Here is a 16,012-nt window from a genome sequence, read left to right as displayed (position 1 = left end):
AGGAAAGTCATGCCGAGCGCGAAGAGGGGCGTGCCTATCCCGTCCGCGGGACCCGGTAGCGGGCGAAGGCGGGAAAGGCCGTCGAGACGACGAGTGTCAGGACGATGACGAGCACGCCCCCGAGGATGGTCGTCGTCGCGGCACCGAGGCTGCCCGCGACGAGTCCGTGGAGTACATCGGCGAGACGGGGCCCTCCGGCGACGACGACGATGAAGACGCCCTGGAGGCGTCCGCGCATCGCGTCGGTCGCGGAGCTCTGCAGCATCGTCGAGCGGAAGGCGGCCGACGCGACATCCGCTGCGCCGCCGATCGCGAAGAAGACGAAGGCGAGCGCGAGCCACGGCATCATCGCGCCGTCGGCGAGGGCGACGGCGGTGCCGAAGCCGACGATCGCCCCACCCCAGACGAGGATCGCGACGATCACCGCGAGCCCCTGCCGCTCCACCCGTGAGACCCATCCGGAGAGGACGCCGCCGATGAAGGCGCCGGCGGGCATCGCCGCGAAGAGGAGTGCGAAGGCGACGCCGCCCTCCGTCGGACCGCCGAAGTCGAGGTCGGCCATCTCCGGGATGAGCGCCCGCGGCATCCCGAAAACCATGGCGATGAGGTCGATGACGAAGGACATGAGCAGGACCGGCTGCGTGGCGAGGTAGACGAAGCCGTCGACGACCGAGCGCAGGCCGGGCGAGGACCCGGCGAGGACCTGCACCGGCAACCGGGGAAGGGAGACCACCGCCCACAACGTCGCGAAGAGGAAGAGCGTGTCGACGAGGTAGAGCCAGGAGAAGCCGAGAAGGGGGATGAGCGCGCCGCCGACGAGCGGTCCGGCGATGGCGCCCCCGGTGAAGACCGTCATGTTCAGCGCATTGGCGGCCGGGAGGTGTTCGGCCGGGAGGATCCGTGGGAGCACGGCCGAGCGGGTCGGTTGGTTCACGGCGAAGAAGGCCTGCTGGACCGAGAAGATCCCCAGGAGCAGCCAGACATTGGTGTTGCCGAGCGCAGCCTGGACGAAGAAGAGCGCGGAGCTGACGATGAGGCCCCACGTGGTGATCGTCAGCAGACGCCGACGGTCGAAGTGGTCGGCGAGCGAGCCGCCGTAGAGCCCGAAGACGACGAGCGGGACCAGCCCGAAGAGACCGGTCAGTCCGACGTAGGCGCTCGAGCCGGTCATCGAGTAGATCTGCGCGGGCACGGTGACGATGGTCAGCTGCGCGCCGATGACCGTGATGATCTGCGCGGTGAAGAGGCGCCGGTACGCCGGGGTCTGCAGTGGCCGGGTATCGGCCAGGAGTCCACGGAGTCGACGCACCGCGACACACTACGCCGCGGTCAGTACCCGGTGCGCCCGTCGACTGCCTCGCGCAGCAGGTCCATGTGCCCGAGGTGGCGGGCGTACTCCTCGATGAGGTGGACGAGGATCCAGCGCAGGTTCACCTGCTTGCCGTGGCGCCGCCCGATCGCCGCGCCGTCGAGGTCGGGCCACTCCGCGAGCGCTGCGCGGGTGGTGACGAGCTCCTGCTCGTAGGTCGCGATGTCCTCGGAGGCCGCCTCCGCGGTGATGTCGTCGAAGTCCCCGTCCGGGCTCTGCTCGGTGCACCAGTAGTCGTCGACGTCGTGGCCGTGCAGGACGACCCGCAACCAGTAGGCCTCGCCCTCGGTGAGGTGGCGCACCACCCCGATGAGGCTCATGGACGAAGGGGGGGGAGCCATGACGCTCGGCCTCAGATCAGCTCGGCGGCGGCCTCGGCGACGCGCTCGTGCTCGCTGCGCAACCGCCCCAGGAAGTCCTTCGTCCGCTGGTGCTTCGGGTGGTTGATCACCTGGCTGGGTGCGCCCTCCTCGACGACGACTCCGGCGTCCATGAGGACCACCCGGTCGGCGACATCCCGGGCGAAGGCCATCTCGTGGGTGACGACGAGCATCGTCATGCCCTGCTTGGCGAGGTCGCGCATGACCTCGAGCACCTCACCGACGAGCTCGGGATCGAGCGCGGAGGTCGGCTCGTCGAAGAGCATGAGCTTCGGTTGCATCGCCAGCGCACGGGCGATGGCCACCCGCTGTTGCTGACCGCCGGACAGCTGCCCCGGGTAGGCGCTCGCCTTGTCACCGAGGCCGACCTTCTCGAGCAGCTCGAGCGCCTCGGCGCGCACCGCGGACCGGCGCTGGCCCTTCACCTTGACCGGCGCCTCCATGACGTTGTCGACGGCGGTCATGTGGGGGAAGAGGTTGAAGCGCTGGAAGACCATGCCGATCTCCCGTCGCTGCGCCGCGATCTCCTTGTCCTTCAGGCGCTGGAGGCGGCCCCCCTTCGCGCCCTTGTCCTTGTAACCCATGAGGTCGCCGTCGACGAAGATCCGTCCGGCCTGGATCTCCTCGAGCTGGTTGATGCACCGCAGGAAGGTCGTCTTGCCCGACCCCGAGGGCCCGAGCAGGCAGACCACCTCGCCGGCGTTGACGTCGAGGTTGATGCCCTTGAGCACCTCGGTGCTGCCGTAGGACTTGCGCACCTGCACGGCATGGACGAGTGCCTGGCTCACTTGCCGCCTCCGATCGTCAGACCCATGAGTTTGGTCCGGGTGACATCCTTCTTCGTCGCCGCTGCGGTGTTGCCGTAACCGCGGCCGAAGCGCTTCTCGAGGAAGTGCTGCCCGACCATGAGCACGCTCGTGAGGACGAGGTACCACAGGCACGCGGCCATGAGCGAGGGCATGATCTTCAGTGTCCGGTTGCCGATGATCTGGGTCTGGTTGAACAGCTCGGTCGCCAGCGGGAGGTAGGCGAGCAGGGAGGTGTCCTTGAGCATCGCGATCGTCTCGTTGCCGGTCGGCGGGATGATCACCCGCATCGCCTGGGGCAGCACGACCCGGCGCATCGACAGGCTCGGGCTCATCCCGAGGGCAGCCGCCGCCTCGCGCTGGCCCTCGTCGACGCTCATGATCCCGGCCCGGGCGATCTCCGCCATGTAGGCGGCCTCGGACAGGCCCATCGCGATGATCGCCCAGATCAGCGTGGTGCTGATCTGGTTGACGTCGAGCGTGAAGAGGGTCAGGTCGGTGCTCATCCCCAACCACCCGGCGAGCTGCTGGCTGAAGGGGAAGGGGCCGATGTCGAAGCGGGGGTAGAGGTAGCCGATGCCGGTGCCGAAGAGGACGACGAGCACCAGTCGCGGGATCCCGCGGAAGAACCACGTGTAGAGGAATCCGACGAACTTCAGCAACGGGTTGGACGACAGCCGCATGATGCCGACGACCACGCCCAGTGCGACGCCGATGATCATCGACCCGATGGTCGCGATGATCGTGCCCTTGAGCAGCCCCTCGAGGACCGGGTTGAAGTTCATCACCCGGAACGCGTAGGGCCAGTCCCAGCGCTCGTTCGTGATGAGGCTGCTGAGGATCATCGCGAAGACCACCGCGATGACCACGAGGGCCACCCAGCGCCCGGGGTGACGCACGGGGGCCGCGTCGATCGGGCCGTACTCCGCGGACACGGGGGCGCTCCCCCCTTCCGCGGACGAAGGGGGGAGCGTTGCGTCGGGCTCCGGGGGCATCAGGGGTTGACGGCGAACTTGTCGGTGGCGCCGCTCTCGTTGCCCCACTTCTTGAGGATCTCCTCGTAGGTACCGTCCTCCTCCAGGGAGGTGAAGGCGGCCGCGATGGCCTCACCGAACTCCGTGTCGTCCTTCGGTACGACGATGCCGTAGGGCGCCGAGTCGTAGATGTCGCCGAGCGCCTCGAGCTCGGCGTCGTTCTGCTTCACCGCGTAGAGCGCGATCGGCGAGTCGGCGAGCATCGCCTCGGTCTTGCCGGAGATCAGGCTCGCGGTGACCTTCGACTGCTTCTGGTCGACGACCTGCTTGATCGGCTGCTTGCCGTCCTTCTCACACTGCTTGCTGCGGGCGTCGAGGTCGTCGATCTGGACCGTGCCCTTCTGGACGCCGATGCTCTTGCCGCAGGCGTTGTCGGGGTCGATCGGCTCCTGGTCGCCCTTGGGGGCGACCCACTGGGTGCCCGCGTCGAAGTAGCTGATCATCGAGACCTGCTTCTTGCGCTCGGGATTGATCGTGAACGAGCTGACCGCCATGTCGTACTTGTCCGAGGTGACACCGAGGATCAGTGCGTCGAAGGGGGCATTGGTCCACTTCGTCTTCAGGCCCATCTTCGCGGCCGCGGCGTCGAAGAGGTCGACATCCATGCCCTCGACGGTCTGCCCGTCGTCGCCGAGGAACTCGTTGGGGGCGTAGGAGGCGTCCGAGCCGATGTTCAGGGTCGAGCCCTCGAGGTCCTTCGGGACGAGCTTGGCCACGTCGTCGTCGACCTCGACCTTGGTCTCGGAGCCGTTGTCCTTCTCCTCGCCGCCGCTGCTCCCGTCGAGGGAGTCCGATCCGCAACCGGCGAGGGTGCTCACCCCGAGGGCGATCGAGGCGAACAGGGCAACATGGGCACGGCGCATGGCCATCCTCCAGCAGTGACAGGGGGCACTGGTTCCGTGCCCGGTTGGGGACATGGTGCCACTGGGCGCCGCCTGCCGGTAGCCACCCGGCCGACCGTCATGAACTCGTGACGACTCAGCTGCGACCGCGTGCGAGGAGCGCCTGGACGAAGACCCGCTCGATGTCGTCCGGGGTCTCCGCGATGTAGGAGGTCCCGCCGGTCTCGTCCGAGATCTGCTGCAGCGCCGTCGGGTCCGCCTCGCCCATGCCGATGGTGATGATGCGCACGGGGCGCTTCGCGTCGTAGGACTCGTCGAGCTTGGTCAGCAGCTGGGTGAGGGACAGCCCGCCGTTGGGGTTGTCGTTCTCCCCGTCGGTGAAGACGACGATCGAGTTGACGTAGTCCGGGTCGTAGTCCTCGACCATCTTCTGGTGCGAGTCCCAGATGGCGTCGTAGAGCGGGGTATCCCCGCCGAGGTAGGCGTCACCGCCGGTGATCAGTCGGCGCAGCCGGTCCCGGTGGTCCCCCGACCCGGCCGCCGAGTTCAACGGCCTGACCGGGGCGAGTTCCTCGTGGTTGCGCTCGGAGCCCTCCTCCACCGAGAACATCCACCCGCCGACCTGGCTGCCCGCCGGCAGGATGTCGACCCCCTCGAGCAGGGACCCCTTCGTCACGTCCCAGCGGGTCATCCCGGGGGTGGGGCTGTCCCACGTCATCGAGCCGGAGGCATCGATGACGGCGAGCATCCGCATGTCGGTGCGCATGAGGTCCCACTGCTCGACGGCGGCGAGACGCTGGTTGCGGTCCGGCGCCTCGAGCGGCGTGACCTCGGGAGCGGCCTTGCCGGCGACCGTGGGGCCACGTCGCCCGCTCGCGTCGCGGAAGCCCGCCTCCGCGAGGGAGTCACGGATCTCGAGCGTCCCGAGCTCCGTGCGGGCCCGGTCGGCCGCCTCGAGCACGTCGCCGCCGAGCTGCGGGTTGGTGATCCAGGGGTAGTCGAGGGACAACGTGCCCTGCTTCGGTACGACGGCGCGAAGGGGGGACCGGTCCGGGTTGTCCTGGTTGTACGTGGCGATCCGCTGCTCGGAGGCGGGGAAGGGCGAGGTCTTCGTCGGGTCGCCGGAGTAGTCGTCGAAGAGCTTGTTGACCGACGGCGCCGCGAAGCGGGACATGAAGATCAAGCGCTTGCCCGTCTTCAGGCCGATCCTCCCCGGCTGTCCCACGCGGCTGGCGTGGAAGGCGAGCCGGCTGGCGGTGTCGACGTCCGGGTCGGCCATCGTCAACGAGCCCTCCTCGTTGATCAGGCGCGTCCACGAGGAGACGCTGGTGGTCGCCCCCTTCGATCTGGCGCCGGAGGCGAGGGCCACCGGGGAGGAGGCGATGGACTGGCCCTCGCGCCACTGGCCGGAGGTCTGGTCCGCGTCGATCGCGTCGATCCACGTCGAGCTGTCCGGGATCCACACGTCGGGGGCCCGGCCCTCGTTGATGCCTTCCGCCGCCTGGGCCGCGGTGATGGAGGAGACGTCGAAGTCGGCGCAGGCGTCCTCCTCCTTGACCTTGGCCAGGGCCTCGTCGAGGGGATCGGCGATCTCGGGCGTGGCGGCCACCGTGATGGGGTCCCCGCCGCAGGCGTCCTCGTCGCCGCCACCGCCGAGCGCGGCGAAGGCACCGCCGACGCAGAGCAGCAGGACCAGGAGCGCGGCCACGACGATGAGCCACCACGGGACGCGGCGGCGGCGCGTGTGGCGGCCGGCGCGGCGACGCTCCCGGCGCGAAGCGGTCGGTGCAGGAGCGCCGGTGGAGGGGGTGGGCCCGGCCTCGACTGTGGGCCCGGTCGCGGACTCGGACTCGGTCGCGGACTCGGACTGGGTCTCGGGCGCGGCGGGCGTGGTCGTGCCCGCTGGACCCCGGGACTCGACGTCGTCGTCCCAGAGGTCGTGTCGTCGACCGGGTCGGCCCTCGCCACTCATCCGTGCTCTCCTTCGTCACCGGCACTGCGTCGTTACCGGCCGGTCGCAAGTATGCCCACCGGAAGCCCTCAGGCGCAGGGTGCGGTGGGTGCGTGTGCCCAGCGTCACCTGACATGCTGGGCACATGACCAACTTCCTCATCAGGACGGCAATCAACGGCGTCGCCCTCTGGGTGGCCGCGTGGCTCCTCGACGGGATCGTCCTCGCGGAGGACGAGTCCACCTTCGCCGCGAAGTTCACCACGGTGACCCTCGTCGCACTGGTCTTCGGCGTGGTCAACGCGGTGGTCAAGCCGATCGCCACGGTTCTCGCCCTCCCGGCGATCGTCCTCACGCTCGGGTTGTTCACCTTCGTCGTCAATGCCTTCCTGCTGCAGCTGACCGAGTGGCTCTCCTCGCCGCTCGGCCTGAGCTTCGAGATCACCGACTTCTGGTGGGACGCCGTCATCGGTGCGCTGGTCATCACCATCGTCTCGATGGTCCTCAACTGGGTCCTTCCGGAGAAGGCGGACCTCGACCGCTGACCCGTCGCATCTGCCTAGGCAGATGCGCCAGCCGAGCGCCCCCCTTCGCATCTGCCTAGGCAGATGCGAAGGGGTGTGGAAAACCGTCGCCGCGTCCACCGCGATCGGGCCACCGTGGAGGGCATGACCCTCCCGACCCTGCGGATCGACCCCTCGCGGCTGCGCGACATCCCGCTCTTCTCGACCGGCGCGGCCGAGGCAGATGGCATCTCGCGCAAGGACCTGGCGATCCTGGTGCGCCGACAGCTCCTGTGGCAGCCGGCGCGGGGCTGGTACTCGGCGCGGCCGGACGCCACCGAGGACGAACGTCACATCCTGCGGACCGTCGCCACCCTGCGCCTGCACGGGGAGCACGCCTGCGCCTGCCGGCACTCGGCCCTCCTCCTGCACGGACTCCCGCTGGCGCGGTGTGACCTGTCGACGGTCGAGATCGCCAGGTCGGGTGCCGGGCACGGTCGCACCCGCGACGGCGTGCGGGTCAGCCGGCTGGACACGAAGGGAGCAGCCCGCGCCGAGGTCGAGGTGGGCCTCGCCGAGACCACGGCGCGGGTGGTCGACGTCGCCACCGCCATCGTCGGGACGGCGATGACCACCAATCCTCTGGGTGCGCTGGTGGCGGGGGACCACGCCCTTCGTCACCGGATGTGCACCCGGGCGGACACCGACGCGGCGTTGGACCGCAGCCGCGGAGGCCGGGGGATCGCCGCGGCGAGGGAGGCGCTCGGCCACCTCGAGCCGCGCCACGAGTCTCCGGGCGAGACCCTGGCCGCGGCCGTCCTGCGCCGCCTGCCCTGGGCCTTCGAGCCGCAGGTCGAGGTGCGCGCGGGCGACCGTCTCTATCGCCTCGACTTCGGGCTGCGGGAGCACAAGGTCGCCTTCGAGTTCGACGGCGCGATCAAGTACACCGGCCCGGAGGTCATGGAGGCCCAGCTGGCGCGTGAGGCGAACCTGCGTGCCGAGGGGTGGGTCTTCGTCAGGGCGGGGTGGGACGACCTCGACGATGACGGGGAGCTGCGCCTGCGTGTCCTGGCGGCCATCCACGAGGCACGGCCGGCGGCGTGACCCCCGGGCTCAGCTGCCCGGGTGGAAGGCCGCGGCAACCTCGATCAGCCGGTCATTCGCCTCGACTTCACCGATGGTGACCCGCACTCCCTCGTTGCCGTACGGACGCACCGAGAGCCCGGCCTCCTCGCAGGCGGCGACGAAGGCGCCGGCGCGGTCCGCCACCGGGAACCACACGAAGTTCGCCTGGCTCTCCGGGAGCTCCCAGCCGGACCGACGCAGCGCGGCGACGACCCGGGCCCGCTCGGCCACGAGCTCGCGCACCCGGGCGTCGAGCTCGTCCTTGGCCTCGAGGGAGGCGACGGCCGCGGCCTGGGCGATGAGGTTGACGCCGAAGGGGGTCGCGGTCTTGCGCAGCGCCTCGGCCACGGGCTCCGCGGCGACGGCGTAGCCCACCCGCAGACCGGCCAGTCCGTAGGCCTTGGAGAAGGTGCGCAGGAGCGCGACGTTGTCGTGAGCCCGGCGCAGGGCGAGTCCGTCCACCGCATCGTCGCCCTCGACGAACTCGAGGTAGGCCTCGTCGACGACGACGAGCACGTCCTTGGGGACCCGTGCGACGAAGGCCTCGAGCTCGGCGTGGGTCACCGACGGGCCGGTGGGGTTGTTGGGCGTGCAGACGAGGACGACGCGGGTGCGGTCGGTGATCGCGGCGGCCATCGCGTCGAGGTCGTGGCGGTGCTCGCTCGTCAGCGGCACCTGCACCGGGGTGGCGCCGGCGATCGCGACGACGATCGGGTAGGCCTCGAAGGAGCGCCACGCGTAGACGACCTCGTCGCCCGGGTCGCACGTCGACTGGATGATCTGCGCGAGCACGCCCACGGAGCCGGTGCCCGTCGCGACCTGGTCGCGGGGGACGTCGAGGTGCGCGGCGAGGGCATCGGTCAGCGCCGTCACTCCCATGTCGGGGTAGCGGTTGACCTGCGTGGCAGCGGCCTCGATGACCGAGCGCACTGACGGCAGCGGCGGGTTGGGGTTCTCGTTCGAGGAGACCTTGTAGACCGTCAGTCCCTCCCGGGGGGCGGGGGGCCGGCCGGCCACGTACGCCGGGACCTGGTCGAGGGCGGAGCGCAACCGCGGGGTGTCCATGCGCGGCACCCTAACGCCCCCTCCCGGTCGCATCTGCCTAGGCAGATGCGACCACGGGGGCGGCGGCGTGGCATCTGCCCAGGCAGATGCGACGGGGTGGTGGGGCTTTTGGGGGTCCAGTGGGTGAGACGCTAGGTTGGGACGACCCAAGACGTGTGTTGCCGGTCACAGGGCGATCCTCCGTGCCGGCTGAAGGGAGCAGCAGTGAGCGACAACGAGGTCGCCGGCCACGCCGGCACCCGGGGACGGATGGCAGGGGCCTTCGAGCCCTCGCCGGGGATGGGGCCGACGCCTCCATCCGAGATCACCGGACACTTCTCCGACGACAACCCGGAGATGGTCCAGTTCGTCGACGCCGACGGCAATCGCCTGGCGACCAACGAAACCAATGCGCCCTACGCCCAGATCGTCGAGGACATGACGAGCGAGGACGCGCGCACGATCTACCGCGACCTCGTGCTCGTGCGGCGCATCGACGCCGAGGGCTTCGCCCTCCAGCGCCAGGGCGAGCTCGGCCTGTGGCCGAGCCTCTTCGGCCAGGAGGCCGCCCAGGTCGGCGCCGGTCGGGCCCTGCGCCCGCAGGACTACGCCTTCCCCGGCTACCGCGAGCACGGCGTCGCCTGGTGCCGCGGCGTGGACCCGGTGAGCCTCTTCGGCATGTTCCGCGGGGTCAACCACGGCGGGTGGGACTCCAACGAGAACAACTTCCACCTCTACACGATCGTCATCGGCAACCAGATGCTCCACGCGACCGGCTATGCGATGGGTATCGCCGCCGACGGGGACATGGGTACGGGCGACCCGGACCGGGACTCGGCCGTCATGGCCTTCACCGGCGACGGCGGCACGAGCCAGGGTGACTTCAACGAGGCCCTCGTCTTCGCCGCGGTGGCACAGTCGCCGGTCGTCTTCTTCGTCCAGAACAACCAGTGGGCGATCTCGCAGTCGAACGCGAGCCAGTTCATCATCCCGCCGTACCAGCGCGCCCGCGGCTTCGGTTTCCCCGGCGTGCTCGTCGACGGCAATGACCCGCTGGCCACCTACGCCGTCGCCAAGGACGCGCTGAACAAGGCGCGCTCCGGTCAGGGGCCGACGCTCATCGAGGCCTACACCTACCGGATGGGCGCCCACACCACCTCCGACGACCCGTCGAAGTACCGCAGCAGCGCCGAGGTGGAGATCTGGAAGCAGAAGGACCCGATCAAGCGCATGCGCGGCTTCATGGCCGAGCGCGGGCACGCGGAGGCCGACTTCTTCGACGCCGTCGACGCGGAGGCCGATGAGATCGCCGTCCGGATCCGCAAGGCCTGCCAGGAGATGCCCGACCCGGAGCTGTCGACGATGTTTGACCACCAGTACACCGAGCCCCACCCTCTCGTGGAGGCCGACCGCGAGGACTTCCTCGCCTACCACGCCGGCTTCGCCGAGGAAGGGGGCCAGGCATGAGCGGCGCCCGCCTCAGCCTCGCCAAGGGCCTCAACGCCGGCCTGCGACGCGCGATGGAGAAGGACCCGAAGGTCGTCCTCATGGGCGAGGACGTCGGCAAGCTCGGCGGCGTCTTCCGCATCACCGAGGGACTGCAGAAGGACTTCGGTGACCACCGCGTCATGGACACCCCGCTCGCCGAGTCGGGGATCGTCGGCACTGCCGTCGGGCTCGCCCTGCGCGGGTACCGGCCGGTGGTGGAGATCCAGTTCGACGGCTTCGTCTACCCGGCCTTCGACCAGATCGTCTCCCAGGTCGCGAAGATGCACGCCCGCTCGCTCGGTCACCTCAAGATGCCCCTGGTCATCCGCATCCCCTGTGGTGGCGGCATCGGCGCGGTGGAGCACCACAGCGAGTCCAACGAGGCCTACTTCGCCCACACCGCCGGCCTGCGGGTGGTCTCCTGCAGCAACGCCGCAGACGCCTACTGGATGATCCAGCAGGCGATCGAGACCGATGACCCGGTGATCTTCTTCGAGCCCAAGCGCCGGTACCACGAGCGGGGCGAGACCGAGATCGACGAAGGGGGCGCCCCGGACCTCGGTCTGTACGACGCGCGCGTGGTCCGCGAAGGGCGCGACGCCACGCTCATGGCCTACGGACCGATGGTCAAGACCTGCCTGCAGGCCGCGACCGCGGCGCAGGAGGAGGGTCGCGACCTCGAGGTCGTCGACCTGCGTGGCCTCAGCCCGCTCGACCTGCCGACGATCACCGCCTCGGTGAAGAAGACCGGCCGCGCGATCATCGTCCACGAGGCCCAGACCTTCCTCGGGCTCGGCGCGGAGGTCGCCAGCCGGATCCAGGAGGAGTGCTTCTACCACCTCGAGGCGCCGGTGCTGCGGGTCGGGGGCTACAACATCCCCTACCCGCCCAGCCGCTTCGAGGAGGAGTTCCTCCCGACCCTCGACCGCGTCCTCGACGCCGTCGACCGCTCGTTCACCCACTGACCAGGAGGACCCGTGGCACTGAAGAACTTCACCCTGCCCGACCCCGGTGAGGGCCTCACGGAGGCCGAGATCGTCTCCTGGAAGGTTCAGCCGGGTGACGAGATCACCGTCAACCAGATCATCATCGAGGTCGAGACCGCCAAGTCCCTCGTCGAGCTGCCGATCCCCTTCGCGGGCACCGTGAGCGAGCTGCTTGTCGCGGAGGGCGACACCGTCGACGTCGGTGCCCCGATCATCGCCGTCGAGGTGGCCGGTCAGGAGGGCGCGGAGCCGGCCCCGGCCGCCCCCTCGGCCAACGAGCCGGAGGAGGCCTCCGGGCCCAACCTCGTCGGCTACGGGGCGAAGGCCGGGAGCACCCGACGGCGCGCTCGCAAGGGTGCGCCGGAGGCGCCGGCGGCTCCGGCGCCGTCAGCGCCGGCCGCTCCCGCGGCACCGGCAGCCCCGCCGGCACCCGCTGCCCCCGCCGCACCCCTTAGTGGTGAGCAGACGCGCGCCCTGGCCAAGCCCCCGGTGCGCAAGCTCGCCAAGGACCTCGGGCTCGACCTGCAGTCGATCACCCCGTCCGGCGAAGGGGGCATCGTCACCCGCGCCGACGTCGAGGCGGCATCCGCCGGGGCCGGCGCCCCGGCCCCCGCCACCGAGGCGCCGGGAGCGGTCGCTCCCGCCGCGAGCGGCCCGGAGCAGACCCGGGTGCCGATCAAGGGGGTGCGCAAGGCGACCGCGGAGGCGATGGTCTCCTCGGCCTTCACCGCGCCGCACGTCACCGAGTTCGTCACCATCGACGTCACGGCGATGATGGACCTGCTCGATCGGCTCAAGGGCGACCGGTCCTTCTCCGACGTCAAGGTGACCCCGCTGCTCCTCGTCGCCAAGGCCCTCACGCTGGCGCTCCGGCGCCACCCGGGGGCCAACGCGAGCTGGGACGGGGCCGCCCAGGAGATCGTCCTTCACCGCGACGTCAACCTCGGCATCGCGGCGGCCACCCCGCGCGGCCTGCTCGTGCCGAACATCAAGGCTGCCGACCGGCTCTCCCTCCACGACCTCGCGGCGGCGCTCGGCGAGCTCGTCGGCACGGCGCGCGAAGGGCGGACCTCACCGGCCGACCTGGGCGGGGGCACGGCGACGATCACCAATGTCGGCGTCTTCGGTGTCGACACCGGCACCCCGATCCTCAACCCGGGGGAGGCCGTGATCCTCGCCTTCGGCGCGGTCCGGCGGATGCCGTGGGTCGTCACGGCCGCCGACGGGAGCGAGTCGATCGAGCCGCGCTGGGTGACCCAGCTCGCGCTCTCCTTCGACCACCGGCTCGTCGACGGCGAGCTCGGCTCGAAGCTGCTCGCCGATGTCGCGGCGCTGCTCCACGACCCGGGGACGGCCTTCCTCTGGGCCTGAGCGCCGACCGGGACCTGACGAGGGGCTGCTGTCCGATGCGGACAGCAGCCCCTCGCCGCGTCCGAGCAGGGTCTCACCCGGCGTCGGGGCGGTGCCTTTGGTCGGCAGCGACGGTGTCGCAGAAGCGGTCGACGTAACCGATGAAGGTCTGCACGTCCTCCTCCGGCCAGTCGGCGAGGAGCTCACTGAACCACGCCTCGCGGCGGACGACGAGCTCGGCCAGGAGGGCCTGACCGTCGTCCGAGAGGGCGACGAGCTGGGCGCGGCCGTCCTCGGGGTCGGGGACCTTCTCGACCAGTCCCAGGGCGGTGAGGTGGCTGACCTGTCGGCTGACGGTCGAGGCGTCCGCGATGGTGCGCTCCGCGATGTCCCCGACGCGGGCCGGGTGGTCGCGCAGGGCGACGAGGACGGCGTGGTGGGTCGGCTCCAGTGCCGGGTGGACCCGGGGTGCCCGAGCACGGGTGGCCTGCAGCATGCGCAGCATCCTGATGACGCTGACGCTGAGCTTGCCGGCGGAGGCGGGCACGATGGTCTCCTGGGGTCCTGGGCGCAGACCGGCGGTGACCGGACTGAGTGCGTTGCCTAGATTAGACATCATGTCCACCCCCGAGACCGCACCCCGCACCACGTCACTTCCGCTGACGCTCCTTGGTCTCGTCACGGTGGTGGTCGTCGTTGCGGCGACGGCCTTCGGTGGGGGAGCCGCGCCCCTGGACCTCGGTGACCCCGGTGCCTTCGTGCGCTGGTCGCTCCCCGTCCTGAGGACGATCCACGACGCGGCCGCGGCCGTGACCATCGGCGCGCTCGCCCTCGCGGCCTTCATCGTCCCCGAGACCACGCGGACCCTGCGTCGGCGCACCCTCTCGCGGCTGGCCGGAGGGGCGGCCATCATCTGGTTCCTCGCCGGGGTGGGCGGGATCCTCACCACCTTCGCGTCGCTGGCCGGGCTCAAGCTCACCGACCCGAGCTACCTCTCCCAGCTGACCGCCTTCGTCTGGGACCTCGACAACACCCGCACCGGGGTGATCTCCGCCGCCCTCGTCGCGGTGGTCGCGGTGGCGGCGCCGCTCGTGCGGACGAAGTCGGCGCTCGCGTGGCTGTCCGCGACGAGCCTGCTCGCCCTGCTGCCGCTCGCCCTGTCCGGGCACTCCTCGGCCAGCGTCGACCACATGGCCGGCGTCAACGCCCTCGCCTTCCACCTCCTCGCGGCGAGCCTGTGGGTCGGCGGGCTCGTCGCGCTCCTGGTCATCCGGCCCTCCCTGGGCTCCCACCTCGCCGTGACGGTGCGGCGCTACTCCTCGGTGGCTGCCTGGTGCTTCGTCCTCCTCGTGGGCTCCGGGCTGCTCGCCTCGTGGATCAACATGGGGGGCCTGTCCGGCCTCGACTCGCGCTACGGCGTCCTGCTCATCCTCAAGGCCGTCGCCGCGGTCCTGCTGGGCGCCGCCGGCTGGTGGCACCGGAGCCAGATCATCGCCGCCCTGGACCACGGCGCGAAGGGGGCCACCCCCTTCGTCCGTCTGGCCCTCGGGGAGGTGGTGGTGATGGCCGCCGCGATGGGGCTGGGCGCCGCCGTCGGGCGCACCCCGATCCCGCCGAGTGCGCAGGAGCGGCCCGAGGGCTCGATCGTCTACGACCTGTCCGGCTACCCCGACCCGGGTGCTCCCGACTCGAGCAGCTGGCTCACGGCCTGGCAGATCGACTGGCTCTGGCTGCCCGTGACGATCATCGCGATCCTCGTCTACGTCCGGTGGGTCCTGCGGCTGCGTGCCCGCGGTGACCACTGGCCGATGCTGCGCACGATCAGCTGGGTCCTCGGCTGGCTCGTCTTCTTCTACTTCACGTCCGGGGGGCCGGGCGTCTACGGCAAGGTCAGCTTCTCCTGGCACATGATCGAGCACATGGGGGTGGCGATGATCGCCCCGCTGCTCATGGTGCCGGGAGCGCCGCTGACCCTCGCGCTGCGGGCGCTGCCGGCCCGCAAGGACAAGACCCTCGGTCCGCGCGAGCTCATCCTCGCGACGGTGCACTCGAGCGTCATGAAGGTGCTCGCCAACCCGATCGTCGCGGCCTCGTTGTTCTTCTTCAGCCTGGCGATCTTCTACTACAGCCCGCTCTTCGAGCTGGCGTTGCGCACCCACACGGGTCACGTGCTGATGATGATCCACTTCCTCGCCACGGGGTACATGTTCACCTGGGTGCTCATCGGGGTCGATCCCGGACCGAAGCGGTGGGAGCCACTCGGGCTGCTCGTCGTCCTCTTCGTGACGATCAGCTTCCACGCCTTCTTCGGCGTGGTCATCACCCAGTCCCCGGAGCTGCTCGCGGAGAACTTCTTCGGCCGGCTCGACCTGCCCTGGCTGCCCGACCCGCTGGCGGACCAACGCAAGGGTGGTGCGATCGCCTGGGGGGTCGGTGAGGCCCCGACGCTCATCCTCGCGATCGCTGTCGCCTGGCAGTGGATGCGCAGCGACAGCCGGGAGACCACACGGCTCGACCGGCGGGCGGACCGCGACGGCGACGCGGAGCTCGAGGCCTACAACGCCGGCCTGGCCGAGCTCAACCGTCGGGATGCCGACTGAGTCGACCGGTCGGGTCTACGCTTGAGTCGACACGCAGCAGAGAGGGGCCCTCATGAGCGGCGAGGCCGTTTTTTGGATCTTCATCGTCGTCTTCACCGTGGTGATGTTCGGGGCCTTCTTCTTCCTCGATCGACCCAAGCCATCCCGTAACATCCCCACCAAGCTCTCGGTGCACACCGATTCGTCGGACCCGAGGGGGCGCCACCGTCCCGCGGAGCGGGTCGACCCAGCAGAGACCGACAGCCGGCTGTGAGCAGCCGGAGAGTGGAGTGACACATGTACATCGGAGTCGGGATCTTCCTCCTCCTCGTCGGACTCATCCTCGTCTTCGCCTACACCGGTGACCAGCTGATCGCGGGACTGGATCTGGGCGTCATCGGCTGGATCGCGATCGGCCTGGGCGCACTGGCGATCATCCTCAGCTTCGTCGTCGACCGGCGGCGTCGTCGCCCGGTCGTCTACGACGAGCGCGTCTGAGGCCGAGCACGACGAAGGGGAATCCCGCCACAGTGGCGGGATTCCCCTTCGGTCGCGG

16 protein-coding genes are annotated in these 16,012 nt (G+C 70.2%); 8 read left to right on the top strand and 8 right to left on the bottom strand.

Features of this window, described 5'->3' with window-relative positions; genetic code table 11:
* Positions 1–34 precede the first annotated feature (34 nt).
* From ACR9E9_RS00665 to ACR9E9_RS00640, 6 genes are all read right to left on the bottom strand, one after another.
* Positions 35–1,309, bottom strand: coding sequence for an MFS transporter (locus ACR9E9_RS00665; RefSeq protein ID WP_435200652.1), 1,275 nt, complete (start codon positions 1,307–1,309; stop codon positions 35–37).
* 20 nt (positions 1,310–1,329) lie between these two features.
* Entirely contained in the window at positions 1,330–1,710 is a 381-nt protein-coding gene (locus ACR9E9_RS00660; protein WP_435200650.1) for a DUF664 domain-containing protein, read from the bottom strand.
* An 11-nt stretch (positions 1,711–1,721) separates the two neighbouring features.
* On the bottom strand, positions 1,722–2,537 hold the full coding sequence (locus ACR9E9_RS00655) for an amino acid ABC transporter ATP-binding protein (RefSeq protein ID WP_435200648.1): 816 nt from the start codon (positions 2,535–2,537) through the stop codon (positions 1,722–1,724).
* Positions 2,534–3,490: an amino acid ABC transporter permease gene (locus tag ACR9E9_RS00650; protein WP_435200646.1), complete on the bottom strand. Its 957-nt coding sequence runs from the start codon at positions 3,488–3,490 to the stop codon at positions 2,534–2,536. The genes ACR9E9_RS00655 and ACR9E9_RS00650 overlap by 4 nt, the downstream gene beginning before the upstream one ends.
* 59 nt (positions 3,491–3,549) lie before the next feature.
* A complete protein-coding gene (locus tag ACR9E9_RS00645; RefSeq protein WP_435200644.1) occupies positions 3,550–4,452 on the bottom strand; it encodes an ABC transporter substrate-binding protein in 903 nt (300 codons plus the stop codon).
* A gap of 115 nt (positions 4,453–4,567) precedes the next feature.
* A complete protein-coding gene (locus tag ACR9E9_RS00640; protein ID WP_435200642.1) occupies positions 4,568–6,403 on the bottom strand; it encodes a substrate-binding domain-containing protein in 1,836 nt (611 codons plus the stop codon).
* A 124-nt stretch (positions 6,404–6,527) separates the two neighbouring features.
* Here ACR9E9_RS00640 and ACR9E9_RS00635 point away from each other — a divergent pair, with 124 nt between their 5' ends.
* On the top strand, positions 6,528–6,926 hold the full coding sequence (locus ACR9E9_RS00635; protein ID WP_435200640.1) for a phage holin family protein: 399 nt from the start codon (positions 6,528–6,530) through the stop codon (positions 6,924–6,926).
* Positions 6,927–7,049: 123 nt separating this feature from the next.
* A complete protein-coding gene (locus tag ACR9E9_RS00630) occupies positions 7,050–7,988 on the top strand; it encodes a hypothetical protein (RefSeq protein WP_435200638.1) in 939 nt (312 codons plus the stop codon).
* Between the two features lie 9 nt (positions 7,989–7,997).
* Here the strand turns inward: ACR9E9_RS00630 and hisC are convergent, their stop codons facing one another.
* Positions 7,998–9,074, bottom strand: a complete 1,077-nt coding sequence (hisC, locus tag ACR9E9_RS00625) for a histidinol-phosphate transaminase (protein WP_435200636.1) — start codon at positions 9,072–9,074, stop codon at positions 7,998–8,000.
* Between the two features lie 204 nt (positions 9,075–9,278).
* Here hisC and pdhA point away from each other — a divergent pair, with 204 nt between their 5' ends.
* The 3 genes from pdhA to ACR9E9_RS00610 are packed head-to-tail and all read left to right on the top strand — an operon-like array spanning position 9,279 to position 12,898.
* Positions 9,279–10,520: a pyruvate dehydrogenase (acetyl-transferring) E1 component subunit alpha gene (pdhA, locus tag ACR9E9_RS00620; protein ID WP_435200634.1), complete on the top strand. Its 1,242-nt coding sequence runs from the start codon at positions 9,279–9,281 to the stop codon at positions 10,518–10,520.
* A complete protein-coding gene (locus ACR9E9_RS00615; RefSeq protein WP_435200632.1) occupies positions 10,517–11,506 on the top strand; it encodes an alpha-ketoacid dehydrogenase subunit beta in 990 nt (329 codons plus the stop codon). The genes pdhA and ACR9E9_RS00615 overlap by 4 nt, the downstream gene beginning before the upstream one ends.
* 12 nt (positions 11,507–11,518) lie before the next feature.
* Positions 11,519–12,898, top strand: a complete 1,380-nt coding sequence (locus ACR9E9_RS00610; RefSeq protein WP_435200630.1) for a dihydrolipoamide acetyltransferase family protein — start codon at positions 11,519–11,521, stop codon at positions 12,896–12,898.
* A 73-nt stretch (positions 12,899–12,971) separates the two neighbouring features.
* On the opposite strand, the gene ACR9E9_RS00605 is transcribed toward ACR9E9_RS00610, so the two are convergent.
* Complete coding sequence (locus ACR9E9_RS00605) at positions 12,972–13,424, bottom strand: MarR family winged helix-turn-helix transcriptional regulator (protein WP_435200628.1); 453 nt, start codon at positions 13,422–13,424, stop codon at positions 12,972–12,974.
* A gap of 70 nt (positions 13,425–13,494) precedes the next feature.
* On the opposite strand from ACR9E9_RS00605, the gene ACR9E9_RS00600 reads away from it, so the two are divergent.
* The 3 genes from ACR9E9_RS00600 to ACR9E9_RS00590 are packed head-to-tail and all read left to right on the top strand — an operon-like array spanning position 13,495 to position 15,954.
* Positions 13,495–15,477, top strand: a complete 1,983-nt coding sequence (locus ACR9E9_RS00600; RefSeq protein ID WP_435200626.1) for a cytochrome c oxidase assembly protein — start codon at positions 13,495–13,497, stop codon at positions 15,475–15,477.
* 52 nt (positions 15,478–15,529) lie between these two features.
* Positions 15,530–15,730: a hypothetical protein gene (locus ACR9E9_RS00595; protein ID WP_435200624.1), complete on the top strand. Its 201-nt coding sequence runs from the start codon at positions 15,530–15,532 to the stop codon at positions 15,728–15,730.
* A 23-nt stretch (positions 15,731–15,753) separates the two neighbouring features.
* The gene (locus ACR9E9_RS00590; RefSeq protein WP_435200622.1) at positions 15,754–15,954 is read left to right on the top strand and encodes a DUF6458 family protein; all 201 of its coding nucleotides are present in this window, start codon (positions 15,754–15,756) and stop codon (positions 15,952–15,954) included.
* Positions 15,955–16,012 lie beyond the last annotated feature (58 nt).

It is taken from the genome of Janibacter sp. GS2, assembly GCF_051200835.1.
In the GTDB taxonomy this organism is placed as follows: domain Bacteria; phylum Actinomycetota; class Actinomycetes; order Actinomycetales; family Dermatophilaceae; genus Janibacter.
Note: the sequence above shows the minus strand (reverse complement) of the source record. Positions and strands in the feature narration are given on the sequence as shown.

Excerpts from the sequence above, each read along its gene's own strand:
- ACR9E9_RS00645 (WP_435200644.1), bottom strand. The coding sequence starts at position 4,452 with ATGCGCCGTGCCCATGTTGCCCTGTTCGCCTCGATCGCCCTCGGGGTG.
- ACR9E9_RS00640 (WP_435200642.1), bottom strand. The coding sequence starts at position 6,403 with ATGAGTGGCGAGGGCCGACCCGGTCGACGACACGACCTCTGGGACGAC.
- ACR9E9_RS00595 (WP_435200624.1), top strand. The coding sequence starts at position 15,530 with ATGAGCGGCGAGGCCGTTTTTTGGATCTTCATCGTCGTCTTCACCGTG.
- ACR9E9_RS00590 (WP_435200622.1), top strand. The coding sequence starts at position 15,754 with ATGTACATCGGAGTCGGGATCTTCCTCCTCCTCGTCGGACTCATCCTC.
- ACR9E9_RS00660 (WP_435200650.1), bottom strand. The coding sequence starts at position 1,710 with ATGGCTCCCCCCCCTTCGTCCATGAGCCTCATCGGGGTGGTGCGCCAC.
- ACR9E9_RS00615 (WP_435200632.1), top strand. The coding sequence starts at position 10,517 with ATGAGCGGCGCCCGCCTCAGCCTCGCCAAGGGCCTCAACGCCGGCCTG.
- ACR9E9_RS00635 (WP_435200640.1), top strand. The coding sequence starts at position 6,528 with ATGACCAACTTCCTCATCAGGACGGCAATCAACGGCGTCGCCCTCTGG.
- ACR9E9_RS00600 (WP_435200626.1), top strand. The coding sequence starts at position 13,495 with ATGTCCACCCCCGAGACCGCACCCCGCACCACGTCACTTCCGCTGACG.
- hisC (WP_435200636.1), bottom strand. The coding sequence starts at position 9,074 with ATGGACACCCCGCGGTTGCGCTCCGCCCTCGACCAGGTCCCGGCGTAC.
- ACR9E9_RS00630 (WP_435200638.1), top strand. The coding sequence starts at position 7,050 with ATGACCCTCCCGACCCTGCGGATCGACCCCTCGCGGCTGCGCGACATC.